General features: G+C 58.1%; 24 protein-coding genes and 2 pseudogenes. 14 read left to right on the top strand and 12 right to left on the bottom strand.

Translation table 11 applies throughout. The annotated features are described in order from the left end of the window. Positions 1-286 precede the first annotated feature (286 nt). From AC13RM_RS29010 to AC13RM_RS28980, 7 genes are all read left to right on the top strand, one after another. Entirely contained in the window at positions 287-766 is a 480-nt protein-coding gene (locus AC13RM_RS29010) for an Lrp/AsnC family transcriptional regulator (RefSeq protein WP_440478158.1), read from the top strand. Between the two features lie 138 nt (positions 767-904). Next, entirely contained in the window at positions 905-1,621 is a 717-nt protein-coding gene (locus tag AC13RM_RS29005) for an SAM-dependent methyltransferase (RefSeq protein ID WP_488555982.1), read from the top strand. 172 nt (positions 1,622-1,793) lie between these two features. Continuing rightward, on the top strand, positions 1,794-2,777 hold the full coding sequence (locus tag AC13RM_RS29000; RefSeq protein WP_488555981.1) for a TerC family protein: 984 nt from the start codon (positions 1,794-1,796) through the stop codon (positions 2,775-2,777). Positions 2,778-2,849: 72 nt separating this feature from the next. Continuing rightward, positions 2,850-3,161 (top strand): hypothetical protein, encoded by a 312-nt coding sequence (locus tag AC13RM_RS28995; protein WP_440478155.1) that lies wholly within the window; start codon positions 2,850-2,852, stop codon positions 3,159-3,161. Positions 3,162-3,209: 48 nt separating this feature from the next. After that, positions 3,210-3,839: an exopolysaccharide biosynthesis protein gene (locus AC13RM_RS28990; RefSeq protein WP_440478154.1), complete on the top strand. Its 630-nt coding sequence runs from the start codon at positions 3,210-3,212 to the stop codon at positions 3,837-3,839. 175 nt (positions 3,840-4,014) lie between these two features. Next, on the top strand, positions 4,015-4,731 hold the full coding sequence (locus AC13RM_RS28985; RefSeq protein WP_440478153.1) for a hypothetical protein: 717 nt from the start codon (positions 4,015-4,017) through the stop codon (positions 4,729-4,731). Positions 4,732-5,091: 360 nt separating this feature from the next. Beyond that, complete coding sequence (locus AC13RM_RS28980) at positions 5,092-6,099, top strand: hypothetical protein (RefSeq protein ID WP_374818777.1); 1,008 nt, start codon at positions 5,092-5,094, stop codon at positions 6,097-6,099. A gap of 488 nt (positions 6,100-6,587) precedes the next feature. Here the strand turns inward: AC13RM_RS28980 and repC are convergent, their stop codons facing one another. From repC to AC13RM_RS28960, 4 genes are all read right to left on the bottom strand, one after another. After that, on the bottom strand, positions 6,588-7,895 hold the full coding sequence (gene repC / locus AC13RM_RS28975; protein WP_440479512.1) for a plasmid replication protein RepC: 1,308 nt from the start codon (positions 7,893-7,895) through the stop codon (positions 6,588-6,590). A 155-nt stretch (positions 7,896-8,050) separates the two neighbouring features. Then, the gene (gene repB, locus AC13RM_RS28970; protein ID WP_113228473.1) at positions 8,051-9,052 is read right to left on the bottom strand and encodes a plasmid partitioning protein RepB; all 1,002 of its coding nucleotides are present in this window, start codon (positions 9,050-9,052) and stop codon (positions 8,051-8,053) included. Between the two features lie 4 nt (positions 9,053-9,056). Then, the gene (gene repA / locus AC13RM_RS28965) at positions 9,057-10,250 is read right to left on the bottom strand and encodes a plasmid partitioning protein RepA (RefSeq protein ID WP_075852829.1); all 1,194 of its coding nucleotides are present in this window, start codon (positions 10,248-10,250) and stop codon (positions 9,057-9,059) included. Positions 10,251-10,722: 472 nt separating this feature from the next. Continuing rightward, the gene (locus AC13RM_RS28960; protein WP_113228475.1) at positions 10,723-11,199 is read right to left on the bottom strand and encodes a ProQ/FINO family protein; all 477 of its coding nucleotides are present in this window, start codon (positions 11,197-11,199) and stop codon (positions 10,723-10,725) included. A gap of 875 nt (positions 11,200-12,074) precedes the next feature. Here AC13RM_RS28960 and AC13RM_RS28955 point away from each other — a divergent pair. Next, positions 12,075-12,611: a hypothetical protein gene (locus AC13RM_RS28955; RefSeq protein ID WP_374818770.1), complete on the top strand. Its 537-nt coding sequence runs from the start codon at positions 12,075-12,077 to the stop codon at positions 12,609-12,611. A gap of 428 nt (positions 12,612-13,039) precedes the next feature. Here AC13RM_RS28955 and AC13RM_RS28950 read toward each other — a convergent pair whose 3' ends face one another. From AC13RM_RS28950 to AC13RM_RS28935, 4 genes and pseudogenes are all read right to left on the bottom strand, one after another. Continuing rightward, entirely contained in the window at positions 13,040-13,546 is a 507-nt protein-coding gene (locus AC13RM_RS28950) for an HIT family protein (protein WP_374818768.1), read from the bottom strand. A 257-nt stretch (positions 13,547-13,803) separates the two neighbouring features. Then, positions 13,804-14,245: pseudogene (locus AC13RM_RS28945) on the bottom strand (DoxX family protein). Between the two features lie 76 nt (positions 14,246-14,321). Further along, positions 14,322-14,762 (bottom strand): hypothetical protein, encoded by a 441-nt coding sequence (locus AC13RM_RS28940; protein WP_374818766.1) that lies wholly within the window; start codon positions 14,760-14,762, stop codon positions 14,322-14,324. Positions 14,763-14,903: 141 nt separating this feature from the next. Next, positions 14,904-15,776: an ornithine carbamoyltransferase gene (locus tag AC13RM_RS28935; RefSeq protein ID WP_374818764.1), complete on the bottom strand. Its 873-nt coding sequence runs from the start codon at positions 15,774-15,776 to the stop codon at positions 14,904-14,906. Positions 15,777-16,045: 269 nt separating this feature from the next. Between AC13RM_RS28935 and AC13RM_RS28930 the strand changes: the two genes are divergently transcribed. From AC13RM_RS28930 to AC13RM_RS28920, 3 genes are all read left to right on the top strand, one after another. Further along, entirely contained in the window at positions 16,046-17,212 is a 1,167-nt protein-coding gene (locus AC13RM_RS28930) for a GGDEF domain-containing protein (RefSeq protein ID WP_374818762.1), read from the top strand. A gap of 99 nt (positions 17,213-17,311) precedes the next feature. Beyond that, positions 17,312-18,013: a GntR family transcriptional regulator gene (locus tag AC13RM_RS28925; protein WP_374818760.1), complete on the top strand. Its 702-nt coding sequence runs from the start codon at positions 17,312-17,314 to the stop codon at positions 18,011-18,013. Positions 18,014-18,146: 133 nt separating this feature from the next. Further along, positions 18,147-19,109, top strand: coding sequence for a dihydrodipicolinate synthase family protein (locus tag AC13RM_RS28920; RefSeq protein WP_374818758.1), 963 nt, complete (start codon positions 18,147-18,149; stop codon positions 19,107-19,109). A 92-nt stretch (positions 19,110-19,201) separates the two neighbouring features. On the opposite strand, the gene AC13RM_RS28915 is transcribed toward AC13RM_RS28920, so the two are convergent. Next, positions 19,202-20,254 carry an Ldh family oxidoreductase gene (locus tag AC13RM_RS28915; protein ID WP_488555980.1) on the bottom strand — a complete coding sequence of 351 codons (1,053 nt, stop codon included), beginning with the start codon at positions 20,252-20,254 and terminating at the stop codon, positions 19,202-19,204. A 106-nt stretch (positions 20,255-20,360) separates the two neighbouring features. Here AC13RM_RS28915 and AC13RM_RS28910 point away from each other — a divergent pair, with 106 nt between their 5' ends. From AC13RM_RS28910 to lhpI, 3 genes and pseudogenes are all read left to right on the top strand, one after another. Further along, entirely contained in the window at positions 20,361-20,699 is a 339-nt protein-coding gene (locus AC13RM_RS28910) for a hypothetical protein (RefSeq protein ID WP_488555979.1), read from the top strand. After that, a complete protein-coding gene (locus AC13RM_RS28905; RefSeq protein WP_488555978.1) occupies positions 20,699-21,940 on the top strand; it encodes an NAD(P)/FAD-dependent oxidoreductase in 1,242 nt (413 codons plus the stop codon). Before AC13RM_RS28910 ends, AC13RM_RS28905 begins: the two co-directional genes overlap by 1 nt. A 72-nt stretch (positions 21,941-22,012) precedes the next feature. Next, positions 22,013-23,684 (top strand): annotated as a pseudogene (lhpI, locus tag AC13RM_RS28900) (cis-3-hydroxy-L-proline dehydratase). A 120-nt stretch (positions 23,685-23,804) separates the two neighbouring features. Here the strand turns inward: lhpI and AC13RM_RS28895 are convergent. The 3 genes from AC13RM_RS28895 to AC13RM_RS28885 are packed head-to-tail and all read right to left on the bottom strand — an operon-like array spanning position 23,805 to position 26,258. Continuing rightward, complete coding sequence (locus tag AC13RM_RS28895) at positions 23,805-24,566, bottom strand: SDR family NAD(P)-dependent oxidoreductase (protein WP_488555977.1); 762 nt, start codon at positions 24,564-24,566, stop codon at positions 23,805-23,807. Positions 24,567-24,579: 13 nt separating this feature from the next. Next, complete coding sequence (locus AC13RM_RS28890) at positions 24,580-25,392, bottom strand: ABC transporter permease (RefSeq protein WP_113228488.1); 813 nt, start codon at positions 25,390-25,392, stop codon at positions 24,580-24,582. Then, positions 25,392-26,258 (bottom strand): ABC transporter permease, encoded by an 867-nt coding sequence (locus AC13RM_RS28885; protein WP_488555976.1) that lies wholly within the window; start codon positions 26,256-26,258, stop codon positions 25,392-25,394. The genes AC13RM_RS28890 and AC13RM_RS28885 overlap by 1 nt, the downstream gene beginning before the upstream one ends. Positions 26,259-26,283: the final 25 nt, after the last annotated feature.

Below are 26,283 nucleotides of genomic sequence, written 5' to 3'. Positions count from 1 at the left end.
TATAAAAGCCAGATGACAATTATGTAAAAAGGAGTCGACTTTCTGCAACCGGAAATTCTAAAGGGACAAACGCTAGGAAGGCTGATTGTATGCGCGGCATCTAAAGAGATGGCGCGAACGGGGTGGCTGCGCAGTCCCTTTCCGTTTCACTTGGTCCAAAAGCCTCGAAAACCATCGCGTTCAACTACGCAAGACTTGGCGTGGGATTAACCCCGAAAGCTTGTAACTTTCTGAGGAAAAGGCAAAACTCATACAGGCTTCGTGAGGATTTTGAGAGTTTTGCGCAATGGATGAACAGCTCGGCAAATTGGATCTGCGCCTGCTGGAGGAACTTCAGAAAGACGGCAGATTGACGAACAACGAACTCGGCGAGCGCATTGCCCTTTCGCCCTCGCAATGCTCGCGCCGCCGCACCAGACTGGAGGCGGAAGGCTATATTCGCAGCTACCAGGCCAATCTCGACCGGCAGCGACTGGGGCTGGATATGCTCGTTGTCATTTCGGTGACGCTTGCCACCCATAACAGAGACAATGCCCGCCGTTTTTCGCAGCTCATCAACGGACTGCCGGAGGTGCTGGAAGCCTATGCGCTGACAGGTGAAATGGACTATCACCTTAAGGTCGCCACCCGCGGGCTTACCGATCTCTCCCGCTTCGTCAACGACGTGCTGCTGCCGCATGAATCCGTTCAGCACGTGAAGACGGCGATCGTCCTCGATACCCTCAAGACCTTCGAAGGATTTCCAATCGCGCTACCACAAGGCTGACATGGCTTCGGCGTTCGATGGTCGTCGTTGCGCTGCCCTTTCCTATCGAGCGTCAGGGCAATTTTTGAGGGCTTGCTTTCGGCGCATGCAGCCTTTCCAATCACGCCAAAGACTACACCCTTGGCGAGGACAGGCTTCATGACATACGCGGCCGTACAGACACGAAATCTCGAAGAATTTTCCGAGGTCCTGCTAAGGTGTAACCACCTGTACCATCCAAGCAACGACAGTATTGCTTTGCGCAATGTTGTCGAAAGCCGGCGCCAGATCGAGATATTCGACTATAACCTTTCCGCCGATGCCTTCACCCGTGCATTCGGCATGCGAAACTCTCTGAAATGCCTGCAGGCGCTTACCAGCCTCGAAGACGCCGTCCACAGATATAGAAGGGTATGCGATCTCGGCTGCGGCTCCGGCGCCTTCAGCCTTGCCTTTGCCTATCTAGCCCACAATCCCGAGCTGGAGCTTCGGGGGCTGGATTTATCCGAACACCAGCTGTCCCTCGCCAGAGAATTGATGGCTGCCGCGGGGTTGCCCGGCGATTTCCAGTTCGAGCAAAGAAATCTGCCGGCGCAGATCGGTTACCTCCCCGATCTGACAATTTCCTCGTACTGGTTCTGCGAAAATGAGCGCGTGCTCGCCGATCCCCTTCTCTTCGATCTCATGGCCGGTCGGGAGATGCTCATTGTCGATTATGAGACGATTATCGACCGCATCGCCGCCTGTCTTCCCAAAGGGTTCCGTATTCTTGCGCGGCGCAGCGCCCATGTTGACATTCCATCCGCGCTGACGGATTTCGTCGCGCAGAAGAGAGCAAGTGTTCACAGCATCCACATTGGCCGGACCGCAGCTTAAAGGAGCAAGCTAAACCTCTGCTCCTTTGAAAAGTGCGTGCAGCTCTTGAAACGCAAACGTCCGCTTCCCAGCTATTGGTCAACCCGCTGGTCCGGGCCCCTCTGGTGAGAGCCGTCGGCGCTCTCATGATGTCGGACCTCTTCCGACATCGCGCCGACAGAGGTTCTCCGTCATGGAAACGTCTTTGCTCTTCGTGGAGTGGTTGGGAAAGCCGCTCTGGATGTGGGCGAGCTTCCTTGCGCTCGTCATCGCCATTCTCTCTTTCGATCTCGGTGTCCTGCATAAGGACAACAAGGAGATCGGCGTCGGCGAGAGCATCAAGCTCTCCGTGCTCTATATCACCCTTGGCCTCGCCTTCGGCGGCTGGGTATGGTGGTATCTCGGTGCCGATTCCGGCCTTGCCTACATGACGGGTTTCGTCGTCGAAAAGACGCTGGCTCTCGACAACGTCTTCGTCATCGCCCTCATCTTCGCCTTCTTTGCCGTCCCGCGTCTCTATCAGCACCGCGTGCTCTTCTGGGGTATTCTCGGCGTCATCGTGCTGCGCGCGATCATGATCGGCGTCGGCGCGACGCTCGTGGCCGAATTCTCGTGGCTTCTCTACGTCTTCGCCGCCTTCCTCATCATCACCGGCATCAAGATGCTGGTCGTGAAGGATGCCGAGCCGGATGTGTCGAAGAACCCGCTGGTGCGCTTCATGCGCAGCCGCTTCAACGTCACCGACCATCATCATGGCGAGCGCTTCTTCGTCAAGCAGCCGCATCCGCAGACCGGGAAGATGGTCTGGTTCATCACGCCGCTTTTCATGGCACTCGTGCTGATCGAGGTCGCTGACGTGATCTTTGCCGTGGATTCGGTTCCCGCGATCTTCGCCATCACGACCGACCCCTTCATCGTCTACACGTCGAATATCTTCGCGATCCTCGGCCTGCGCGCCCTTTACTTCGCACTCGCCGCCATGATCCACCGCTTCCAGTATCTGAAGCCCGCACTTGCCATCGTGCTCGTCTTCATTGGTTCGAAGATCTTTGTCGCCGATATGCTGGGTCTGGAAAAATTCCCGGCCGCCCTCTCGCTCGGGATCACCTTCGCCATCATAGCAAGCGGCGTCGGCTGGAGCCTGCTGAAGACACGCAACAAGACCGAAAGCGCATGATGCCCTGAGGTGCCCCACTCCGGGGCACTTCCCTCCTCCCCGCTTCAAACAGATCTCCGACAAGGTACAGACATGATCTCCAATCTCCTCGCAGCCCTTTTTGCAACTTTCGCCCTTGGTCCGCTTCAAGCCGAAATTGAGAGGCACGCGGCTGCCGCCGGCCAGCCCGGCGAGATCATCAGGCAATCGCAGGCATGTCTCTCGTCCGAGGTCCCGGCACTGACGCAACGCGCCTCCGAAGACACTTTCTGGACGATTTCCACGGTCATCGGCCTGTCGACCGGCTGGAGCAGCCCTGCCGATCTGCTCGACAAAAGCAATCCGGACTGCGCGCCCGTCATCAGGCTTATCCAGGGAAAGGGCGAAGGTGCCGATGAAGCCTGACGCTTTCTGCAAGCAAGAAATTCCGGTGACCTCATCTGGTGATGACCGATGACAGAACAGACTGCCGGCACAACTGAGCACGACGACAGGGCATCCACTCGCCTGCACCATCTCGCCAAGCTCGCCCATGAGCAGGGCGGCATCTCCATTGGCGGGGTACTCTGCGGCCTCGGGCACACGAGCATGGCTTTTACCATCCTCTTTCTCTCGCTGCCGGCGCTGATTCCGATCCCAGGACCGTTCGGCGTCGTTTTCGGAAGCGCTCTCGCGCTGGTGGCGGTGCAGATCGCACTGGGCCGCCGGACCATATGGCTACCGGCCTTCCTCAGCCGGCGTCGGCTTTCACCGGCGGTCATTGATCTCATCGTACGCTACAGCGCGCCGATCCTCACCAGGGTCGAAGCCGTCGTCCGTCCGGGCCGTCTAGCCGCTTTCACGGGCGGCACCATGCAATGGCTGCTGTCCTTCCCGACCTTCCTGCTGGCCGTCGCCATTGTCCTTCCGATCCCGCTCGGCAACTATATGCCGGTCATTGCCCTCGTGGCGATCTCGGTCGCCCTGATGGCACGGGACGGATTGCTGATCCTGGCGGCGCTGTTCGTCTCAGCACTGGCCTTCGTCGCCACGGCTGGTCTCATCCAGTTGGCTTTCACCGGCCTGAATGTAATCGGATCGTAAGCACCTTATCCGGTGAGGAAGACAGCGGATGATTTTGCGGCCAGTTGCCGCGCTTGTCCGCAACAGCCTTTTCAGGTCTTGCCAATAGCGGCAAGCCTGCCATCTATGCCAGCGGCACATTTCCCAGCCATTAGGTTCCGGCCTGTAAAATCATCAGTGCAGAGGATTTCATCGCATGCCATCAAAGCCCCCGTCATTCGTCCGCATGATTGCCCTCGGCAGCTCCGTCGCCATCGCGCTTGGCGCGCAGACGGCGACGGCGCAGGAAATGTCGGCTGCCTCTCGGTGGCCCGACACGCCGACCTCGCGTCTGGAAGCACTGGCAATCCTGCAGACTCTGAATGCCGATCTCCTCAGCAATGCCAGCGCCACGCTGACGCTGGACCGCTGGTGTGCTGAGCATAAGCTTGCGCCGGAAGGCTCTAAAATCGTTGCGCAGCGCGTGCGCGGTCAGGACAAGCCAGCCGATGATTCAATCCGGAAGCTGCTGGCGGTCGGACCTGACGAGCCTGTCGCCTATCGTCGCGTTCGCCTGGCTTGCGGGGATCGTATTCTGTCCGAGGCGGATAATTGGTATGTGCCGGCAAAGCTCACAGCCGAGATGAACAAGTCACTCGATACGAGCGACATCGCATTCGGCCGTGCCGTTCAGGCCCTCAATTTCACCCGCACGAACCTATCGGCAAAGCTGCTATGGTCGCCTCTCCCGCAAGGATGGGACGCGGGCGCCGATCTGCCGCCATCGGGTGCCGGGTCCCTTGCCCTGCCGCCTTTTCTTCTCGAACACCATGCCGTGCTGAAGCTGCCAGATGGAACACCGTTCAGCGCGCTGATCGAAAGCTATACCAGCCGCGTGCTGGATTTTCCGGCCCCGCATCTGTCGTCACAGTAAGTGGTCGACCACCTTGTCGCGCTTGCGGAAGCAGGCCGCATCTCGACTTGATGACGCAACGTAAGCGCACAGGACTTTCTTGGCGCCGTGCTCGCCCGAACTCCGCCATATTTGCGCCCCGATCACTGAAGAATGCTGGCGCAAAACGGATGGAGTCGATCAATGACAGGCGAGCAATTTTCCTTGTCAGCCAGGATTTCCCGCATCCGTTAGGGTCTCGTTCAGCAAAGCAGCGCACAAGTATGAGTTCTGAATCAAAGCGTGTGGCAGGCGAGCTTGTGGGGCAGGCAGGCTGTCAACATTGCCTTTGACGGCAACCGCTCATGCGGACCCAGAATATTTGATAGGAGAACTAATTCCGTGCGGTTGAGATATGCCCTTCGAAGCGTCCCCCAGATGCTCAGCCTTTGCTCCCTCGCCCTCGTCATTCCCGTAACATCGCAATCGCTGGCCGCGGCCCGGCAGCCGGACATTCCGGCCTGGCTCGGAGCCTATGTCGGTACCGGTGAAGGGCAGATTGCCCAACCGGTCCTGCAAAGAGCCCGCGCGCTCTACATGCGAAAAGTGAGCGAAGGCACGGTCAAAAATCCCTGCTATTTCGCCATGGATGCAACCCGTCCAAACACTCCAAATGATGGCAAGTCCGCAGGCCGCTTCTACATCGTTTGCGAGGCGACACAGACGTTCCGTGTCGTTTCATCCGGCCACGGCAGCGGTCGCGATCTCAAGGGCGTCGTCGATTTCGGCAACGGCCGCATGTGCGCCAAGAACTTCGGCAATGCGATGGACTCGAACCTGACGACGGGCGGTTCCTATGTGACGGAGGAGACGAAGACGACCTTCAAGGGCTACTACAAACTCTCACAAACCAAGGAAGCTGCCTATCTTCGCACGTTCCTCCAGTTCGATGGCGAAGGCGAGACTGCAAATGCTCGCGAAAGGGCGATCGGCGGACATGCGGCCGCCAAGGTTGCCGGCATCTGCATGAAGAAGGATCCGCAGAGCCCCTATGCTAACCGGGACGGATATGTTCCGCTTGGAAAGCTGGTGGAATATGCCGGCGGCCGTAGCGACGGCTGCACAAGCTGGGCGGCATCGGATGCCAATCAGATCATCTCCATGGTGAAGGACAATCCGACGACGCTTTACATCTACCCGGAGTCCTCGGACATCAAGGCGATCGCCAAGGCCGTTGCGGCGGGGCGCTCCCCGGCCCAATCGGGGTTGTATTGGAATGACTCCTGCCTGAAGGAGATCGGAACCCCGAAGTTCTGGCCCAAGGAAACTCTCGAACCGATCATCGTCCAGTACAAGAAGGACCATCCGGCACCGCCTGCCAAGCCGATCCCGATCTGCGACCAGCAATGACAGTGGCCAACGGTTAAGTCAGGACATTCGACAGGCAACGGCCGGGATCATTCTCGTGCCTGTTTAAGCGAGCCGGGATAGAACTCTTGTCACCGTCGTCATGCCGTCCAGTATCTCCACCTGTGGATATCGCAGCATCGGATCGAGAACCCAGATGCGAAAATATATAGACATTTGCCAGCAAAAACGGCATAAAAACTGGGGATCGGCAGACGATAAGAACGTCTCCCATGACTTATTCGGCCAATTTGGCTGAATTTTACACAGTCTCTAGCCGATTGATTTCACTGAAATAAAAGCTCAATTAGAAGCTATCTTTCTCTTTCCTGCCGTTAGCTATACGAGGGCCATGCGCCATCTTTCGCAGCAACGAAAACCGTCGTCGATGCGTGTTAGCAGACTTGATCAGCTCTGTGTAAACCAGCGCTCCGTATTCGAAGCCTTGGCGGGACCGGATATCAATCTTTCGACATTGAAATTGGAGCCGGCTAGGCCACCTTTGGCGTGATCGTATTTGCCCGCAGAAGGCTCATAAGCATGGGACCGATCGCAAACTCTCCTTTCTCCGTTCGCCGGGTCAGATCTCGAAGGTAACCACCGGCAGAATTGATGTATGGGGCGCGTTGGAGGATGCAGGCGATGACGGTGGCAGCATTTTCCGTCCCCATGATCCTGCAGGCCTCCTGATAGGCTCTAGGGCTGATATCGAGTGTTGATTTGACGATGATTGAGGCTGCAAGCAGGTCACGCCAGTTGTTGATGGTCCCTGCTGGTCCATAAGCCATGATGTCCGGGCAAGCACGGAGAATGAGATCCAGTGGGAAAGACTTCAGTTCCGCCGGAGGCTCATTGCGAGCTTCAGTGCGAAAGCTGCGTGTTGTTGACGATGTTGGTTCGGTTGTGCCCGGAGATGCTGCGGCTTCCGGCGTCGTTGGAGTTGTTCCTGGAATTGCAGTCTCATCCAGCGGCAGTTTTTGCCGCCTGGCCTCGGTTTCAGATTCAATTAGGGATTCGGAATCTGAATTCTGTATGTGGCGCTCATTTTGATAGGGATTGCCGCTTAATTTCGCGGCTTTTACGTGTGTTTCCAACTGGTTGATGATTTGATCATGCAGGCGGCTGAGCTTATCCAGGAGAGTGTCCAGCTCTATTGCGGTAGGAGATCGTGAAACACCGTCGATCAACGCACGGAAAGCCACGTAGACGGATTCCCAGGAGCCTTCCACGGCCTCGGCAATGGCGGTTTCGATCAGTTTGGCGATATCGCGTCTGTGGAGGCTGATACGCTCGCGCAGGCTCTGGATATGGAGCCGTTCAGCTGCGACCTGGGCGGCGAGATGTTCGATCTCTTCGGCGCGTGCGAGAAGAGGCGCCAATGAGAAGCCATAGGCCTCATTGAGGTCCCCTGCCCTGTTCCGGCGAACATAACGCTTGCCGTTGGGGCTATCCCTGCGTACGAGAAGCCCGGCAGCGATCAACGCAGCCAAGTGGCGGCGAATGGTCTGTTCGGCCATCCCATGGGCGCGCAAGGACAGCTGCGCGTTCGAGGGGAACACGATCAGGTTGGCGTCATCCGATAGTTCGTTCTTCGGATAGAAGCTCAAGAGCGCATTGAGAACTGCAAGCGCACGATCCGTCACCCCGAGAAGAGGCTTGGCTTCACAGAGCGCGCGATAAATCTTCCATTTGTCGACGGACCTGATGTGCTTCCCATGCTCAGCTCGTCTTTGAGCCATCAACATGGCAAGCGTCATCGGCCGCCGCCCAAAAGGCGTCGTCACATATTCGGCTTCCATTTTCTTTCACCTACGTTGTGGCAAAAGAAGACAGCTCACCAAAACGGCGTCAAAGACTCTTGACTGTGATTCGGGGAAATGCGATTCTCGATTTGCTTAAGATCAGAGAAGGGCTTCCACGACGACGTCGTTTGGGGGCCTTTTTCTTTTGCGGGTTACGTTTCCTTTCCTTGCTGAAACTCGTTGAAGAGAGATTGCAGTCTCTCCTGCACGAACTCGTCGAAACCAGGCGCAGCCTTGCTGTCGAAAACAAAAGTGGCGCGCGCCGGCGTTCGCTTAAAGGTTACCGGAACTCCGGTTATGGATGAGGGAGCTGCGGTGCTCTTGGCAGAAGCGGGCTTTCCTGTCGCCAAAGCGAGGGCGTGCTGGAAGCGCTCATCGCTAGACATCTTCCGATAGTTGTCCGCGGACAACTCGGCAATGATCGGCTCGGAAGCAATGCTCTCAAGACGTTCTCCCAGCTCCAGCCATCGTCTGCGGCCGATTTCCGGGGCGGGCCCGATCGCGCTGATAAGCGGCAGAGGCACCTGTCTCGTGACGATCAGCATCTTGGAAAGCGCTGCCTTGTCCACGCCGAGCGCCGCCATGATGATATCGCGGCCGAAACCACGTTGCTCAAGGCGCAATGCAAACAATGCTCGCTCGACATAGGAGAGATTGGTGCGCGCGCTGTTTTCCTGACCCTGGCTGACTACCAGCTGGTCATCCGTGAGTTGACGCACGACCGCGCGCACTTTGATGCCGAGTTCCTTTGCGGCTGCCAGACGGCGATGGCCATAGGCGACCTGGAAGCGCCCCTTGGACTCCGGATGAGGCCGCACGAGGATCGGAACCTGCTGGCCGTGCTCGCGTATCTGCTCAACCAATTGGCCGAGCTCAATCGGGTCTATTTCGAGGCGATCGGTAACGAAGGATCCGTCGATAACATCGGTATCGATATCGACGACCGTCTGTCCTTCCGCCAGCTGCCGTTCAAGGTCGCTGGCGCGCTCCATTTTCTCTGTGATGTTTCCAAGCGTCCTTGTAATGCCGCCCACCGGACCGCTACCCCTCGCCTGCGGCAGGAAGCCCGCAATCGGACGATTGTCCTTTGCCGCTGGCGCATCCGTGCGCGCCGTGTTCGGCGCCGAGATTTCAAGGAGGTTTTTGCGCGCCATCTACTTATTTCCTTCCCCAGGTCAGGCGGAGATGCGTTTCGATCTCGCTGTTGACGAGATTGAGCGAATCCAGAGCCCGGTCGTAGGTGCCCCTGGTAAATTGGGCACGATCGACCTCGTAAAGCGTTTGTTTGGTGACGCCGGCATCAGCAACGGCCGTCGACTTGACCATGGCATTCTGTAGCATGCGATTGCCGAAGATGGCGCGCATGAAGCCGGTCATCTGGCTTTGCGGTCCGTCGTTCGGCTCGAAACGGGTCACGAGATAGCGCATCCAGTCGTAGCTGGTGCGCCCGCCCGCATTCTCGACCACGGACATGAGCTCGCTCGTCATGGTCAGAAACTGCGACATTGACATGACGTCGAGCATCTGCGGATGAACGGTGATGAGGATCGACGTCGCGGCGCAGAGCGCAGACATCGTCAGAAAGCCCAGTTGCGGCGGGCAATCGATGACAACGACATCATAGAAACTCTCGATCTCGGTCAGAACCTCACCGATGCGAGCAAAGAACATGGTCTCCGCGCGACCTGCCGCCATCGCGCGCGGCGTTTCATGCTCAAACTCCATGAGCTCGAGATTGCCGGGGATCAGATGCAGGTTCGGCGTATAGGTCGATCGGACGATATCGGCGATCGGACGCGGCTCTTCATAGCGGATGGCGCCGTAGAGCGTTTCATTTTCGCCGACATCGAGTTCCGGTTGATGACCGAAGAGGGCGGACAAGGAGGCCTGCGGATCGAGATCGATAGCCAGTACGCGATAGCCCCTTAGCGCCAGATATTGGGCGAGGTGGGCTGCCGTGGTGGTTTTGCCGGAACCGCCTTTGAAATTCATGACCGAGATGATCTGGAGCTTTTCCGATCCGCGGCGCCAGGGAACATATTTGGGTGTCCCGTTGCGCTCGTCCAGTACCTTGCGGATGCGGTCCATATCTTCGGCGGCATAAAGCCGGCGCCCATTGGAAAGCGGGTCTGGTCCATGGCCTTCGGCTGCGATCTGGCGAAGATAACCTTCACCGATGCCGATGAAGGCTGCAGCTTCGGCCGGCGAAAACATCCGCATAGTTTTCTGTGACTGAGGCGGGAAGATCTTTGCCTGATGTTGCTGGAGCTGATAAGACAATTCCTGCGCATCTGTCGCCAGAAGCGTTGGAAGGTGCTCTTGATCTTCTTGGAGCGCGAGACTCGGCTGCATCGTTGTTTTCCCAATTAACTGCGCAATTGTGACAGAATGCTACTGAACTACGCAGTTACAATATGCTCCGATTCGTGTCCGTTTTACAAATGCTTAGATAAAAGGCAGTTTTTGATGCATTTTTGCGCATCAACAGCGTGTTGCGACATTCGATCTGCTGCCGCTTTACTATCCCGTCGATTTGGTCCGTGCCGATCTGGAAAGTGATTCGCTTTGCCGGATGTTTCTGGATGAGTGGGGAGTAGTCCGCGGACCACTCGCGCAGAAGGTCGGGCGAGATTTTGGGATGAAATGCGTCCCAAGGCTTCCATTTCGTGGCGGAGCTTAATTGACCCGTAGTCCGCGGACTACCGGAACGCAGCCGGAATTGCCGTCAACCGCGTCGTCGCACTACCACGCCAAAGGTGCAGCGTTTCCATTGCGGTCGTTATAATGAAGGCGAGGAGGCTATGAGGTAATGCGTCCAGGCGCATCAGCGAGCAGCACGATCGGAGCGTCGGCCGAGGAGGGAAGCTCGAATGAGTTCTGCTTTGCTCAAGGCTGGCGGTGGCGGCGGTTCTTCGCGTTGGACCGCAGCCTTGACCTGCGTTTGGCGCAGGGTCATCAGGCGCTGCTGTGCGGCAAGCCTGTCTTCGGCCGAAAGCGGCTCGACGGGATTGCCGGCGAGATCGTGCCGCATGGAATCCGGCTGGGCGCAGGCATGATAATATCGCTTGGAATGCAGAAACGCGCTGGTGGAGCGACGCAGAGACATGACCGGCACGTCAGGTTTCAAAAGCGGACGGATTTCATTCCAGAGGCCGAGCGCAAAAGGACGGATGGGATCGCCGGCGTTGACGGGCAGGATACCGATGGGGCGAAGCAAGAGCGTGTTGATCGCGGCTGCCTTCTTGACATCGAGTTCGGTCGCCACGATCGGCTCGCGATTGGTTGTCCAAGGTTCTTCCATCAAATCATTCCTCTGCGTGCAATTCCATTACGGATTGATTGTGAAGTGATTTTGACGGGATGGCAAAGAAATCTGTCCCGTTTGTTCGCCCTCACGCCAAGCCGACGTTCATATATGAGGTGGTGCAGTCTGCAGCAAGTTTTTGGTTAACGAGATTTTTATAGTTGGACGGCTAGTTTTCGCAAAGCCGCGATAGGTAGCGCGTACGCGGCGCATCTTCCCTCAATCCCGAATTTGGAACAAGCAGCCTGCGAAAATGTCGCAGGGCTCACGTTTGTGTGGGTTGCCGTATCTCAAAGGGGAGGGCGTCGCGGCCAATCGGGGGCGGGTCGATGGTGCTCCCTATGTTTGCGGTTGTTCAGACTGTCTGGTGAAGCCACAGCCTTCGAATGTTCCGCGCGCCTGATGGTGCAAGAGAGTGTTGCACGGATTTCGCCTTCGATTCCCACACAAGCTGCTGGCTTCGATTATGTGTTTCCGTTGCTATTGTCTGGCGCCCTGTAGCATCTCTCATCGGCAAGGCAGGGAACGAGCATTCGCATTTGAGCGGTGCTGCAGACGAGAAGGGATTTGCGAGAATGAAGCCGCGAAGGGCAGGGGTTGGCTATCGAGCGGGAACGCACGAATCTCGTTTTGCGTCGTTAAAGCCAAACGACGTCCTTCAGTGCATGGAAGAGGCTGCTTTACATCGGGGTGCGGCTTCATAGATTGAGACACATTCGCCGGCCGCCGCTATGTAATCTGTGAACTCGATGAGAAATCTGGAGATAATCGTTATGGGCGGCTTGGCGCAAGGCGATCGTAGCGGTAGATACAGCAGCACGGTCGGCACGATCGAAGTTCGAATGGCTCATCAGTCATTGGGGGAAATATTCTTGAACATAGCAGCATCCCTTTTACTGAGCGCCGTTGTTTCGCTCACGCTCGGTTCGAGTGCGTTTGCCTTCGACAAATCTTCCTTCTTCGATGCTGCCCTTTGCAAGCCGCCTTATTCGACTGTCAGCGCGACAAAGATGTATGATGAGGCTGAAAAGCTTGCGAAGGCGGATACGTCGCTCATGACGGCTGCCGTCTACAAAATGTCCGCGGACTTCGGTCGCCAAGGCTTCAAGACGAATGAAATCGTCTTCGCCGGAACAAGCTTCGGCATCCTGGTCGACGGCTTGCGGGCGGACGATCTGGCCAAGGTCTATCACCTGACATCGGATGGGCTTGGCAATCTCCTCGGCACCGCAACGAAGTCATATGGGCGCGCTTTGCGCAAGGCTGAGCAGCCCGCGGCCGAGATGGGAGTGGTGTCCGTGGTCGCCCGCGAATCCGCGGCCTTCCCAGGTAAGACCCTGCTGGCTTGCGAGTTCGTCTCGCATGAAGACCTCGAAGCGATGAAGAGCATGCAATCACAGCCGAAGTAGTGCGCGGGGTATAGCGCCGCTGCTTTTTGCTGCTGTTGGAAGGCAACGGCATATGGTCTCGTGCGGAAGAAGAGTCCTGGAGCGGCAATCTGTCGCTCCGAAGTGGCCCTCGGTTCGATATCTTCGTATCCGCTCTCTCGGCATCGCCCGAACCCGATTGCAGGGATGGTCGCGGGTGGCGGAAATGAACTCTTAAATAGCTTCGGCTAAGCGAAGTATTAACTATAATCTCAAGCTATTGTGAAATCCCTCATTTGACTTTTCCGGACCGCGGTATCGATACGTGGAGCAGAAGGGGTGATCGTTTCGGCTTGGAAACCGACGGACGCAAAAAACCACCGTCGGCCGAATTGGTGGCATCGCCCGTGTCACGTGATACCCGCATCATCTCTTTGAACCGCAAGTTCCATGAGAGGCCTAAAGCCGAACTATGATGCGGTCAGCTCACGATGATAGGCTGCAGCGATCCGCCACGCCATTTGCGCCATTTGGTCATCAGCTATATGCAGAACCCCGTGCTCAGCCATCAAAGCATGGTATTGCTGCTCCTCGAGCGGCACACCTGCAGGCAAGGGGACGACATGAAAATGCAAGTGGCTGTTGGCTTGTTGGCTACCGAGTGAAAGCACATACATTCGCTCGGCGTGAAACACCTTTTTGAGGGCGCGAGACAACAGATGCACCTTTTCCTGTAATCGGAGATATTCTTCCGTCGACAGATCTTGAGCCAAATCCTCTCGGTGCTCTTTCGGGCAGACAAGGCAATAACCAGGCAATGTTGGGTACTTGCTCAGAAAAATAATCGTCTCGACGTCCTCAAAAATGCGATGATGAAAGCAAGAGGGATCATTCCTGACTAAGCCGCAGATGAAGCATGGTTTTGTTTCGCTGTCGTGCACATAGGCCTTGAGATCAAACGGTTGCCGGTCGTTCATTCTGGACTTCTACCTTGCTGCTCGACGCCGTATCGGCTTTCAATTTAGCGCATCAGTTCAGATTGGGAAGTTGGTTCAGCAATGCCACCCATTCCGTTCCATGTACCGTAGCATTGGTAGGTGGAACAGATTGGATGGCGTGTTCAAACTTGCTGGAGCGAACGGCAAGCGCCGCCCGTCAATCGAGCCATAAATAACTCTGCAATGCGGCAGGGAGCAGAATTTCAAGCTGCTGGCAATGCGCGGCAAGCTTCAGATCATGATGAAGCTGCGTCATATTCTGTCCGACCAGGGCGTCCACCTGGCGGCAAGCACGCTGCCCGGCCCATGTACGGCGGCGAAGAGCAGTCCGGCTACAAAAACAAAGTGATCCACGAAGAAGCCGAATTCAGCTTGGTTGCCGGCCCAGCGGGCCGGACCATGGAATGAGAAGCCAAGGAAGATGACATAAACGGCTGCAATAAGCATCGCCGGGACAAACAAAGCACCGGTCAAGAAAGCAACGGCAAGCAGCACTTCAACGATCGCGGCACACCAAGCCAGGAATAATGGAAACGGGAAGCCGGCAGCGGCGATATAGCTCGCGGTCGCGCCCATATCCATAAACTTGAACGAGACCGCCATAACGAAGACGGCGGCAAAGATGAGGCGTGCGACGAGAACGGCGATTGTCTGCCAAATTGATTGAGCGTTTTCCACGATATCCCTCCAGGTTGGCGCGGTTGATAGTCCAAGGACGGCCAACCGAAGGTGATTCCGACAAGGAGGATGGAAATTATTTGTCGGACTCTCGCGATTGTCCGCTCGCGCCAGAAGTATGGCTCGTGATGACATAGCGATCGTTCTCATCCAGTTCGTCAGAATCCACCAGGACGACGGAAGGCTCACCGGTGCGGGATATCAGAATGAAAGAATAGGGGTTCGCTGTCTCGTCGCTGGCCACTAGGAGCGATCTCTGGAGTAGCCGTGCTAGTTGGCTGGCAGCTTCAAGAATGGGTGGTGGGTGCAGGTCACTCGAGTGATAGATGCTGATGATCTGCGAATAGTCATCGAAAGATTTCGACGTCACGAGACATGTTGCCGGCATATCCGTGATTTGGGCTATGTCGTGGATTACGTCAACGCTGTCAGTATCGACACTGAGTAGGGCCGCAAGTGAACGCCGCAGAAGATCATTGTCAGCATGCTTTTCAAGAGAGGCATCAAACCAGATCATTGTCCGCAGTTCCGGTTTTCGGGATTTGTGTCACGCAGCAGCCTTAATAGCCAAAGCTCTTCCGTCGCTTCAAAGTTCGAAAACCAATCAGAGTCGTGGTAGCCATCCGCATCGCATCGCAAGACATGCTGCCATCGACGATTACGAAGTCATCCACTCCATCAAGGCATTCTGGGTGTGAAGCAAAAATGCCTTGGCCGCCCGGCTTTGGCAGACTGGATGCAGCATTGCATCCACCGTCAGCTCCTGACCTCTGATGACTGGCGGGCACGGCAAAAAGATCGTGCCTTGCTTTCCGTCGTTGAGAAGCGAAGCCGACACCCGATACTCGGCCAACGCATCTTCCTCTGCGTCTGTTGGCCATGAATCGGTAATGATGACATCCGCATCGAGCAGATGGCGAATGTCTGTGCTGCTTTCAAAATTTGGGTTCAGAAGGTCCGGGTCGATAAGGTGCCAGCGCTCCGGATAGACCTGAACGACGTGCATCGGCATCGCTCGCGATGCCTCGACCCATGATCTCAGTATATTGGCGTCTGGCGCAATTCCGACAACCTTGAGGCCATCAAGCGTTCCTCTTGCGCTCTTGATATAGGCAAGATCGCCAAGCGTTTCGCAGGGGTGATTGGTTCTTGTTCGGGCATTGATGACGGGTGCTTCGGCGGCGGCAGCAAGTTCCTGCAGGGTAGCAAGCTCTTTTGTCCTGACGACAAGAAGATCAAACCAATTATCTAGGTAGCCCGCTAGGTCGGCTGTAGGTTCGCGGGTACTGAAGCTGATGGGAGGTTGAGCAGATATGCCGCCCATTGCCTTCACGCCGAGATCGAAAGCGGTCGTGTTTCTCCATCCGGTGTCATCGACAATGATGCCGACGCGCTTGCCGAACAGGGTTTGCGGCATGGTGCGCTCATGCCAATGTTTTGCAAGTTGGGCCGCCCGGTCGATAATCGCAAGGGTAACGCTCAGGGGCAACGAGTGAAACTCGAGAAAATCTCTGTTCGACGTAAAATTCATAGCGTTTCCAAAATTGAATTCAGCAAGCCCTTTGCAACGGAGGCGAGGCGTTCACCCTAGGCAGTTTTCGATCCGGCGCAATGGTAGAGAAGCGTCAGCCGGCCGGTGCGGCCCTGATGTCAGTCCCGCCCCTGATGGTGATCTGCTTTCGGCGAAGACTTATCGCAGATGCTGCATTGGCAAGATCTTTAGCGGCCCCATTGGCAAAATCTTTAGATCGTTCGGAGTATCGAGGCCGCGATGCTTTCCGGCTGCTTTGGTAGTTTTAGATGATTGATGAATTAGATATGCCGACTGTGCTCTTTCTCCAAAAGACCTCCTATATCGCTGGTGCGGTGACTTTGGGTTATTTGAAATACAGCTCGAATGAAAGCCGCGGCGTTGGGCTGCTTGCCTCAAGTTTCGTAATTCTCGCTGCTGCATCAACATTGGCCGGATATGCTGAAACCTATCCGGCATTCTATGCGCCTCTCAGCCTTATCAATCTCGTTTGCGCCGTGCTTGGATATTCGCTGCTCGGCTCATCTTTCGTGGTGATCAGCGATCCCGACAGAAAAGTGATACCGGCTCTTGCATTGCTGCCTGCGCTGCTGACTTTGCTCGTCGGAGCTTTCACGGCATTTCATTTGAACAATACATATAGGGCGGTGACCTTCAATTTCCTCGGCTGCGTGATGCTTGCCGGCGCGGCGATCGTCATATTCAGGGACTCCTTTCGCGAACCGCTGCCGATCAGAAAATTCGTTGCCGCAATATTATCGGCCTGCAGTCTGCTATCGCTGATAATGGCCCTCGAGTTTTCGTTCCACTCTTTCATCCTTCTCGATGTGGCGAGCGGCTTCCTGCTGATGATCCTGTCCAAGTTCGTGCTGGCGCTGTCGATCGTCATCTTCATAAGCGAGCGCCAACAGGTAAAACTCAGGCAAACGGCAGAGCGAGATGGCCTGACCGGTCTTTATAATCGCCGCTTCTTCAACGAGAACGCTTCCGGACGGCTTCGGGATGGAGATGCCATTCTTTATCTCGATATCGATCACTTCAAGCATCTCAATGACCGTTGGGGCCATGCGGCGGGAGACGAAGTTCTCGTCGCCATATCGCGAACGATAGAGGCGATCTTGCCGGCGTCCGCCATTTTCGCGCGGCAGGGAGGAGAGGAGTTCATAATCTTTCTTCCCTTGAAAGCAGGAGGCCCGCTTGTTCAGGCCGAGCGCATTCGGGACGCCGTTCAGCAGACCCGATTTCCGGATCTCGGTGCCGACGTGGTGGTGACGACAAGCATTGGCGTTTCGAAGGTGAGCCGGGAATGCAAGTCGCTTTCCGAGCTTTGTCGCGAAGCGGATCGCGCCCTCTATCTGGCGAAGGCAGGCGGGCGAAACCGGGTCTGTGATGCGAGCAGCGACTTTATCGCTGAAGTTTACGCTCGCTCGGCGTAATCCTCGATTTTTGACAAAGGCCCGGAATGCTGGGAAGCGGCGTTGATTTAGCTGGCATGCCCCTTTATTTCTCACGTTGAAAGAAGAGGTCAGTCAGCCATGGATAGTGAAGCAAGCCTCCGAAACGAGCGCAAGCGCGGCTCCGGCGTGAAAGTGGTCTATGATATCTTGCGGGACGAGATTCTGGATCTGGAGCTGCCGCCGGGCAGTCCCATCGATGAGGTGCAGCTTTCCGAACGCTTCGGCATGTCGCGCACGCCGATCCGCGAAGCGCTCGTGCGGTTGGCAGGCGAGGGGCTGATCGATACGCTGCCGAACCGCTCGACCATGGTCTCGCAGATCGACTTTCTCAACATGCACAGCTATTTCGATGCGCTGGTGCTGATGTATCGGGTGACAACGCAGCTTGCCGCCAAATATCACCGTCCGGAAGATCTCGAAGGTGTGCGCGCGCTTCAGGCTGAATTCGCCGATGCCGTCGAAGCGCAGGATGCGCTCGCCATGATCTCCACCAACGCCGCGCTGCATCTTGCGATCGCCGAGGCCGGCCGCAACCCCTATTTCACCAGCCTCTTCTCGCGATTGCTGAATGAGGGCCGGCGCCTCCTGCGTCTCTATTACCAATCCTACAACGATCGTCTGCCGCGTCGCTTCGTCGAGGAGCACGATGAAATCATTGCCGCGATCGAGGCGCGGAATACGGAGCTTGCCGAGCGTCTGGCGCGGGAACATGCCGAACAGATCGTCAGCCAGATCCAGAAACTGCTAATGCGCGAAGAGCGTCTGGACGTCAGTCTTTAAGCTGCATATTTCTTGTCGACAAATTAAATACAAAGATATATGAATGCTGCATGGACGGTGAGGCGTGGCGGCGGATGCGGCTTGCTGCCGATCCACCCGAGCCCAAGAGGTCAGGCCCCAAGAGGATAGACAGATGACTGCAAGCATTTTCTCCGGTGTAATTCCTGCCTTGATGACCCCGTGCAAGGCCGATCGCACCCCCGATTTCGATGCGCTGGTGCACAAGGGCAAGCAGCTCATTGCCGAGGGCATGTCGGCTGTCGTCTATTGCGGCTCCATGGGCGATTGGCCGCTGCTGACCGATGCGCAGCGCATGGAAGGGGTGGAGCGGCTGGCCAAGGCAGGCGTGCCTGTCGTCGTCGGCACCGGCGCCGTCAATACCGCTTCAGCCGTTGCCCATGCTGCGCATGCCCAGAGAGTGGGCGCCAAGGGCCTGATGGTGATCCCCCGCGTGCTGTCGCGTGGCTCGGTGATTTCAGCGCAGAAGGCGCATTTCAAGGCGATCCTGTCGGCTGCACCCGATCTTCCCGCCGTGATTTATAACAGCCCTTATTATGGCTTTGCCACGCGTGCCGATCTGTTCTTTGCGCTGCGTGCCGAGCATCCGAACCTCGTCGGCTTCAAGGAATTCGGCGGCCCGGCCGATATGCGCTATGCCGCCGAGAACATCACCAGCCGCGACGATGAGGTATCGCTGATGATCGGCGTCGATACGGCGGTTTTCCACGGTTTCGTCAATTGCGGCGCAACCGGCGCAATCACCGGCATCGGCAACGTGCTGCCGAAGGAAGTCATCCATCTCTGCAACCTTGCCCAGGCCGCCGCCAAGGGCGATGTCGACGCGCGTCAGCGCGCGCTCGAGCTGGAGCAGGCGCTTGCTGTCCTGTCTTCTTTCGACGAAGGACCGGATCTGGTTCTCTTTTTCAAGTACATGATGGTGCTGAAGGGCGACAAGGAATACGAGCTTCATTTCAATGAAAGCGACGTCCTGAACGAGAGCCAGCGCGGCTATGTCGAGACGCAATTCAAGCTGTTCAATAGCTGGTATGCCGAGTGGAGCAGGCTTCCCGGCGCGGTGGAAAAGTATAAGGCGTAAGCTGCTACGGTCAGCTTAGTCTCGATATGCGACAGGCCCCCGCGGGGCCTCCTTTTATCTTGTTCTGGCCTTCACTTGCATTTCAACGTTGTTCAGGCCACGGCGTCGAGGCCGAGTTCCTCTAGGCGATCGAGTTGGCGGATTTCCTCTGCGGCCAGCGGGATACCGTCCTTTTCTGCACGAGCCCGGGCAGCGAAGCGACGTTGGGAGGGCAGGCGCGCGCCTTGGCCGACAATCGCTTCGAACAGCACTTCGGCACGAGCGAGCGGATTTCCAGGTCGACCGGCCGCGAAAGCCTCCGGCGAGAAGGCGACGACGAGTTCGCCGTGCCGCGGTGCGAAGGCCGTCGAACCGAGATAATCGAGCGCCTCGCGGCTGGTGAAGTCGCCGATCATGATGCCGGCCAGAAGCTCGATCATCGTGCCGATGGCCGACCCCTTGTGACCTCCGAACGGCAGCATTGCGCCTGCCAGAGCAGCTTCCGGATCCGTGGTCGGTTGACCGTCGGAATCGATCGCCCAGCCCTCGGGGAGGGGCTTGCCGGCGCGCCGGTGCAGCTCGATCTCGCCGCGGGCGGCAACCGAGGTCGCGAAGTCGAAGACGTAAGGCGGATTGTTGATGCGCGGCCAGCCGAAGGCGAAAGGGTTGGTTCCGAGGAGCGGCGCTGTACCTCCGGCGGGCGCGACGGTGGAATAGCTCGGGCACATGGCGAAGGCGGCAAGGCCTCGATCCGTCAGGGCTTCTATCTCCGGCCAGAGCGCTGCGAAATGCGTGCAGTCGTTGATAGCGAGTGCGGCAATGCCGAAGCGGCGAGCCCGTTCGGCAAGCACAGGCATGCCGAGCTCGAAGGCTGCATTGGAAAAGCCGCTCTTGGCGTCTACTCGTACGATGGCGGAATCCTCACGCTGTTCCAACACCGGCACCGCATCCGGCCGTGCCTTGCCGGCCTTGACCGCACGCAACACGCCTTCGATGCGGTAGATGCCGTGCGACTTGCAGGCGTCACGTTCGCCGGCGACGATCACCCGTGCGATTGCACCGGCCTGCTGCGCATTGACGCCGGCTTTTGAAAGGATCGCTTCGACACGGTCTCGCAGCGCATCAGGCGTCAGGGTGATCACGTCAGTCAATTTCGGTTCTCCCATATTATGCTCGCTTGCATCATAGACTTGAAAGTTATAAATACAAAAAGAATACAAAAAATCGACATGCTATGCTGTCGCGTATTTCGACTTCAGCTGAGGAAGGCCAGTGAATTACCGCCACCCGCAATATCAGGTCGCTGCAGCTAAAGAAATGACGGTAACACAGCCCCACGCCGGCGTTGCCCAGACGTTCCCGATCCCTCCGACAAGAACGCTTGCCATGTCGCCGGAACATATGCTGTTTGATGATGTAATATCTGCACTTGATCCCGCACCGGGAGTAGGGGTGGCCATGATCTGCCTAACGCTTGGACCAGCGCTTGCTCGCGATGTCTCCGATCGCATTGCCTATTTCCATCAGAACGTCATGACTGAGATCGGCAAGTCCGAAAAGATTTTCGGCGCAGCGCGGTATCAGCCGAAATCTCTCTCGAGTGTATGTTGATGGCAAGACCAGACGTTATCGTCATTGGGGCCGGTGTCGTTGGCCTTTCCACCGCGATCGCGGCGCAGGCGCGCGGCTTGAGCGTCATCGTCGTCGACCGCGAGGGACCGGCCGCTGGCGCTTCGGCGGGTAACGCCGGTGCCTTTGCCTTCACGGATATCCTACCGCTCGCGTCCCCGGGCATTTTGAAGAAGGCTCCGAAATGGCTCCTCGATCCGCTCGGGCCGCTCTCGGTGCCGCCCGCCTATGCGCTTAAGATCGCGCCCTGGATGGTTCGGTTCTGGCGTGCCTGCCAGCCCTCGCGCGTTGCCCACTCCACGGCGGCACAGACAAGCCTGATGGATCTTTCCAAGGCAGAACTGGAACCCTTCCTTGCCGCGACGGACACGCTCTCGATGCTGCGCAAGGAGGGCAATCTCCAGGTCTATGAGAGCGAGGCGGAATTCCAAGCCTCTCTGCCCGGTTGGGAGGCTCGCAGCAATCACGGCATCGAATTCCAGCATCTGAAAGCCGACGAGATGGCAGCGATCCAGCCCGGCCTGGCGTCGCATTTCATCCTCGGTACCTTCACGCCCGGCTGGTATTCCATCGCCGATCCCAAGCTCTACACGCTGGCGCTGGCCGCGCATTTTCGCAGCCGCGGCGGTGTCATCGAGACATCGGAGATCTCGTCGCTTCGAGCGCTTCCGGTTGGAGTCGAGGTGGTGGCTGCGGATGGAAAGCTGCGCCAGACCGGCAAGGTCGTCCTGGCCGCCGGCGCTTTCTCGCATCGGATTGCTAAAACGCTCGGCGAGCACATACCGCTCGAAACCGAACGCGGCTACAACACGACGCTCCCGGCCGATGCCTTCGACCTGCGCACGCAGATCACCTTCGGCGGTCATGGCTTCGTCGTCAGCAAGCTTTCGACCGGCATTCGTGTCGGCGGTGCGGTGGAGCTGGGTGGATTGACCTTGCCGCCGAATTTTCGCCGCTCCGAAGCCATGCTGCAGAAGGCCCGCACTTTCCTGAGCGGTCTCAAGCCGGAAGGTGGCGTGCAGTGGATGGGCTTCCGGCCATCGCTGCCCGACAGCCTGCCTGCGATCGGCAGCGCCAAGGTGACGCCGGACGTGATCTATGCCTTCGGCCATGGTCATCTCGGTTTGACCCAATCGGCCGGCACGGCGCGTATTGTCGCCGACCTTTTGACACGGCATGCGCCGGCGATCGATCTGACGCCATTCTCGCCGCAACGCTTCTAATGCAAACAAGCATGCCGATGTGGATTTCCACATCGGTGCTTACGATCCTCTCGCATATGGATCTACGGTGATATGAACGACACGGCATCGGCTCGCAGTATCATGGGTGGCACCGCAGTGGGTCGCGTCGTCGCCACGCAGGAGGCCCTCAGCTTCTGGGGCGGAGTCGATCCCGCCACCGGCAAGGTCATTGATATCCATCATCCTCTACATGGCGAATGTCTCACCGGCGCAATCCTGATGATGCCTTCGAGCCGTGGCTCCTGCAGCGGCTCCGGCGTGCTGCTCGATCTCGCGCTGACAGGCCGCGCGCCCGCTGCCTTGATCTTTTGCGAGACCGAGGATGTGTTGACGCTCGGCGCGCTTGTCGCCGCCGAGATGTTCGGCCGGCAGCTGCCTGTCGTGCGCCTTCCGCCGGATATCTTTGCCCGTCTGGCGCAGGCAAAGACGGTCAGGATCGAAACCGCTGCCGTCGTCGCGGATGGCGAGACCATTCCCCTTTTGCCACCTGCCACCTCCGGGCTTTCCTTGACGGAAGCCGACAGGTCCATGCTGGAGGGCGGCGAAGGCGTTGCGCATCCTTGCCGGGATGGCGGCTCAGCAGGGTGCCACTTCCCTTATCGACGTGACGCAAGCGCACATCGATGGATGTATCTATGCAAGCCCGGCCAACCTGACCTTTGCCGAAAAAATGGCGGAGCTTGGCGGACGCGTGCGCGTGCCGACCACCATGAACGCCATTTCCGTCGATCGCGCCAATTGGCGGTCGCAGGGCGTGCCGGAGGACTTTGGCAACCCGGCGGCACGCCTGGCGGATGCCTATGTGCGCATGGGCTGCCGCCCGACGTTCACCTGCTCTCCCTATCTGCTCGATAGCGCACCGGGCGCCGGCGAGGCCGTCGGCTGGGCGGAATCCAACGCCGTCATCTTCGCCAATAGCGTGCTTGGTGCGCGCACGGCCAAGCATCCCGATTTCCTCGATCTCTGCATCGCCTTGACAGGCCGTGCGCCGCTTTCGGGCGTATATCTGGATGAAAATCGCAAGGCGACGCGTATCCTCGACGTTGAACTTCGCGAAGGTCGCGACGATGCTTTCTGGCCGCTCATCGGTTATCTCGCCGGAAAGGCGTCTCCCGATCGCATTCCGTTGCTGCGCGGTCTCGCCGTCGGACAGCCATCGCGCGACGACTTGAAGGCGCTTTGCGCCGCCTTCGGCACGACTTCGGCGGCACCCATGCTGCATGTCGATGGCGTGACGCCGGAGGCTGCCGATGCTCTCGATCCGAATGCCGATCGCCTCGCCATCACACGCGCCGACATGGCTGCCGCCTGGAAGATGTTAAACGAGGGACCGGAAGCCGTCGAGCTTGTCGCTATCGGCAGCCCGCATGCCTCTCTTGCCGAATGTCATACGCTCGCCCACGCTTTTGCCGGCCGTCGCCGCCTGCCCGGGGTGATGGTCATTGTTACGGCGGGACGCGATGTCATCGCGGCTGCCGAGGCGGACGGCACGCTGGCGCGGTTGCGCGACAGCGGTGTGCAGGTTCTATCCGATCTTTGCTGGTGCTCGATCTCGGAGCCGGTCTTCCCGCCCGGCACGCGTGCGGTCATGACCAACTCGGGCAAGTATGCGCATTATGGTCCGGGCCTCAGCGGATGCGCCATTCGCTTTGGCAGCTTTGCCGATTGTGTCGAGGCGGCTGTCGCTGGGCGCATTACGGCGGGGCTGCCGAGCTGGCTTTGAGAGTGTCGGCGATGCACTGATTTCACGCATCGGTGCACCGTCTACGTCCGTAAGATTAGAGCAATTCCAGGAAAAGTGCGAAGCGGTTTTCCGTCCGGAATTGCGTCAATACAAAAGGCTCTAGACGACCGTTTCGCCGCCGTCGACAACGAGGATCTGTCCCGTCATGTAGGAGGATCGATCGGAAACAAGGAAGAGGATCGGTTCGGCGATTTCCGAAACATCGGCCCAGCGTCCGAGCGGCACTTTTTCGGCAATGTAATCTTCAATGGCGCTGCGCCCACCCATCTGCATGATGAACGGCGCGTTGAACGGCGTGTCGACCCAGCCGGGGCAGAGCGCGTTGACGCGGATACCGAAGCGGGCATAGTCGCCGGCCATCTGGCGGGTCATGGCGATGACGGCATGCTTGGATGTGGTGTAGGCTATCATTTCGCGGTCGTAGAGCACACCGGATGATGACGAGGTGTTGAGAATGACACCCTTGCCCGCTTTCTTCATGATCGGCATGACGAAGCGCGAAGCCATGAAATGCGCCCGCACATTCAGGTTCCAGGATCTATCGAAACCGGAAACCGCGACCTCTTCCAGATTGCCTGCGACCTGAGCGCCGGCGTGATTGTGCAGAATATCGATGCGTCCGTGCCGCGCGGCGATCGTTGCGACACCGGCCTCAAGCGCCTGGTCGTCCATGACGTCGACGACAAGGCTTTCGGCGCTTCCACCCGCTTCGGCAAGCTGGCGCACGGTCTCCTCGGCATTTGCCAAGTCGATATCGGCGACGATCACATGCGCGCCTTCGCGCGCCATGATCAGCGCTCCGGCACGGCCGATGCCAGAGCCGGCTCCGGTGACGATTGCGACCCGATCCTTGAGTATCATGTGTTTTTCCTGGTCAGTTTGTCGTTGTCTTTTCGCGCATCAGAAAACGCGCGATGAGAATGAGGCAGAGTGACGCGATCAGCACCATGGTCGCGATCGCGTTGATCTCCGGCGTGACGCCGCGGCGGATCGAGGCGAAGACATAGATCGGCAGCGTCGTGTTCGATCCCGCGACGAAGAAGGCGATGATGAAATCGTCGAAGGAGAAAGTGAAGGCGAGCAGGAAGCCGGCGAGGATCGATGGCATGATCTGCGGCAACACGATCTGCCGGAACGTGGTCAGCGGCGTGGCATAAAGATCGCTGGAAGCTTCGACGATATCACGGCCGAGGCTTGCAATGCGCGCCTTCACGATCATCGTCACCAGCGCCATGGTGAAGAGGCCGTGCGCGGCGATGATCGAGCCATAGCCGAGTGCGAATTTCGGTGGTTGATCGCCAGGCCAGACGGCTGCGATCAACGGGTTGATGATGCCGAAGACCTCGACGAGCGCCACCAGCGTCGCAATGCCGATGACGACACCAGGCACGACGATCGCGGCGGCAAAGAGCCCGTCGAAGACGGCGCGGGCGCGAGGACCGAGCCGTTCCAGGCCGATTGCCGCCATGGTGCCGAAGATTGCGGCGAGCGCGGCACTGGTAAAGGCGATGATGAGGCTATTGCGCAGCGCTTCCATCAGAAAAGTGTTGGATAGCGCCCGTCCGTACCATTGCGTCGAAAAGCCGGTGAACTCGCTGGCATTGCGGCCGGCATTGAAAGAGAACAGAACGACAAGCGCGATCGGCGTGTAGAGAAATAGATAGACGAAAGTAACAAGCGCGCGCATCAGACGAGATCCACCTGGCGGGTGCCGGCAACGCGCCAGGCAATGCGCATCGCGACCAAGAGCACGATGACGACGACGGCAACCAGCGTCACGGCGATCGCCGATCCGAACGGCCAGTTGCGCGATTGCAGGAAGAGGTCGACGAGTGCATTGCCGATAAAGAACACCTTGCCGCCGCCAAGCAGCTGCGGGATCAGATATTCGCCAAGCAACAGGATCGTCACCAAGGCAACGCCGGTCATGACGCCGGGCAGGGATAGCGGCAGCGTGATGCCGAAGAAGGTCGAGATGGGCCTGGCGCCGAGATCGGCAGAAGCCTCAAGGAGGCGGCGGTCGAGTTTTTCCAGGCTGACATAGATCGGCATGATCATCAGTGGCAGATAGCCGTAGACGATGCCGAGCAGCACGGCACCGGGCGTGTTGATGAGCCTGATGTTCTCTATGCCGAAGAATTCCAGAAGATGCGGAATACCGCGTGCGCCGAGCAGGTACATCCAGGCGTATGTGCGCACGAGCAGGCTCGTCCAGAAGGGCACGACGACGAGGGAGACGAGCAGCAGGCGGCGCTGCGGGCTGGCCTTGACGGCCAGATAATAGGCGACCGGATAGGCAACGAGCAGACAGGCCACCGCACCGATCGGCGCGAGGATCAGCGTGTTGACGAAGGCGGCCGACCGCGAGCCGAGATTGGCGAATTGCGCGAAGGTGAAAGCTGCCTGATAACCGCCTTCCGGCGCGCGCTTGCCAAAGGCAAAGACGATAATGGCGATGAAGGGCAGCACCAGGAAAACGAACAGCCAGATGCTTGCCGGCCCGACAAGGCCAGCAGTGAGGAGGCGCCGTTTGGTGGCAGGGGTAAGGGGCATCGAGAGGTTCTTTGTCCGCCGGTGC

Source organism: Martinezella sp. CNPSo 3732 (assembly GCF_057784515.1).
The sequence above is the reverse complement of the archived record's forward strand: the minus strand, read 5'-3'. Positions and strand labels throughout refer to the sequence as shown.

Bases quoted from the DNA above. Each gene is read 5' to 3' on its own strand.
- AC13RM_RS29010 (WP_440478158.1), top strand. From the start codon at position 287: ATGGATGAACAGCTCGGCAAATTGGATCTGCGCCTGCTGGAGGAACTT.
- AC13RM_RS29005 (WP_488555982.1), top strand. From the start codon at position 905: ATGACATACGCGGCCGTACAGACACGAAATCTCGAAGAATTTTCCGAG.
- AC13RM_RS29000 (WP_488555981.1), top strand. From the start codon at position 1,794: ATGGAAACGTCTTTGCTCTTCGTGGAGTGGTTGGGAAAGCCGCTCTGG.
- AC13RM_RS28995 (WP_440478155.1), top strand. From the start codon at position 2,850: ATGATCTCCAATCTCCTCGCAGCCCTTTTTGCAACTTTCGCCCTTGGT.
- AC13RM_RS28990 (WP_440478154.1), top strand. From the start codon at position 3,210: ATGACAGAACAGACTGCCGGCACAACTGAGCACGACGACAGGGCATCC.
- AC13RM_RS28985 (WP_440478153.1), top strand. From the start codon at position 4,015: ATGCCATCAAAGCCCCCGTCATTCGTCCGCATGATTGCCCTCGGCAGC.
- repC (WP_440479512.1), bottom strand. From the start codon at position 7,895: ATGGAAGCCGAATATGTGACGACGCCTTTTGGGCGGCGGCCGATGACG.
- repB (WP_113228473.1), bottom strand. From the start codon at position 9,052: ATGGCGCGCAAAAACCTCCTTGAAATCTCGGCGCCGAACACGGCGCGC.
- repA (WP_075852829.1), bottom strand. From the start codon at position 10,250: ATGCAGCCGAGTCTCGCGCTCCAAGAAGATCAAGAGCACCTTCCAACG.
- AC13RM_RS28960 (WP_113228475.1), bottom strand. From the start codon at position 11,199: ATGGAAGAACCTTGGACAACCAATCGCGAGCCGATCGTGGCGACCGAA.
- AC13RM_RS28950 (WP_374818768.1), bottom strand. From the start codon at position 13,546: ATGAACGACCGGCAACCGTTTGATCTCAAGGCCTATGTGCACGACAGC.
- AC13RM_RS28940 (WP_374818766.1), bottom strand. From the start codon at position 14,762: ATGATCTGGTTTGATGCCTCTCTTGAAAAGCATGCTGACAATGATCTT.
- AC13RM_RS28935 (WP_374818764.1), bottom strand. From the start codon at position 15,776: ATGAATTTTACGTCGAACAGAGATTTTCTCGAGTTTCACTCGTTGCCC.
- AC13RM_RS28930 (WP_374818762.1), top strand. From the start codon at position 16,046: ATGATTGATGAATTAGATATGCCGACTGTGCTCTTTCTCCAAAAGACC.
- AC13RM_RS28925 (WP_374818760.1), top strand. From the start codon at position 17,312: ATGGATAGTGAAGCAAGCCTCCGAAACGAGCGCAAGCGCGGCTCCGGC.
- AC13RM_RS28920 (WP_374818758.1), top strand. From the start codon at position 18,147: ATGACTGCAAGCATTTTCTCCGGTGTAATTCCTGCCTTGATGACCCCG.
- AC13RM_RS28915 (WP_488555980.1), bottom strand. From the start codon at position 20,254: ATGGGAGAACCGAAATTGACTGACGTGATCACCCTGACGCCTGATGCG.
- AC13RM_RS28905 (WP_488555978.1), top strand. From the start codon at position 20,699: ATGGCAAGACCAGACGTTATCGTCATTGGGGCCGGTGTCGTTGGCCTT.
- AC13RM_RS28895 (WP_488555977.1), bottom strand. From the start codon at position 24,566: ATGATACTCAAGGATCGGGTCGCAATCGTCACCGGAGCCGGCTCTGGC.
- AC13RM_RS28890 (WP_113228488.1), bottom strand. From the start codon at position 25,392: ATGCGCGCGCTTGTTACTTTCGTCTATCTATTTCTCTACACGCCGATC.
- AC13RM_RS28885 (WP_488555976.1), bottom strand. From the start codon at position 26,258: ATGCCCCTTACCCCTGCCACCAAACGGCGCCTCCTCACTGCTGGCCTT.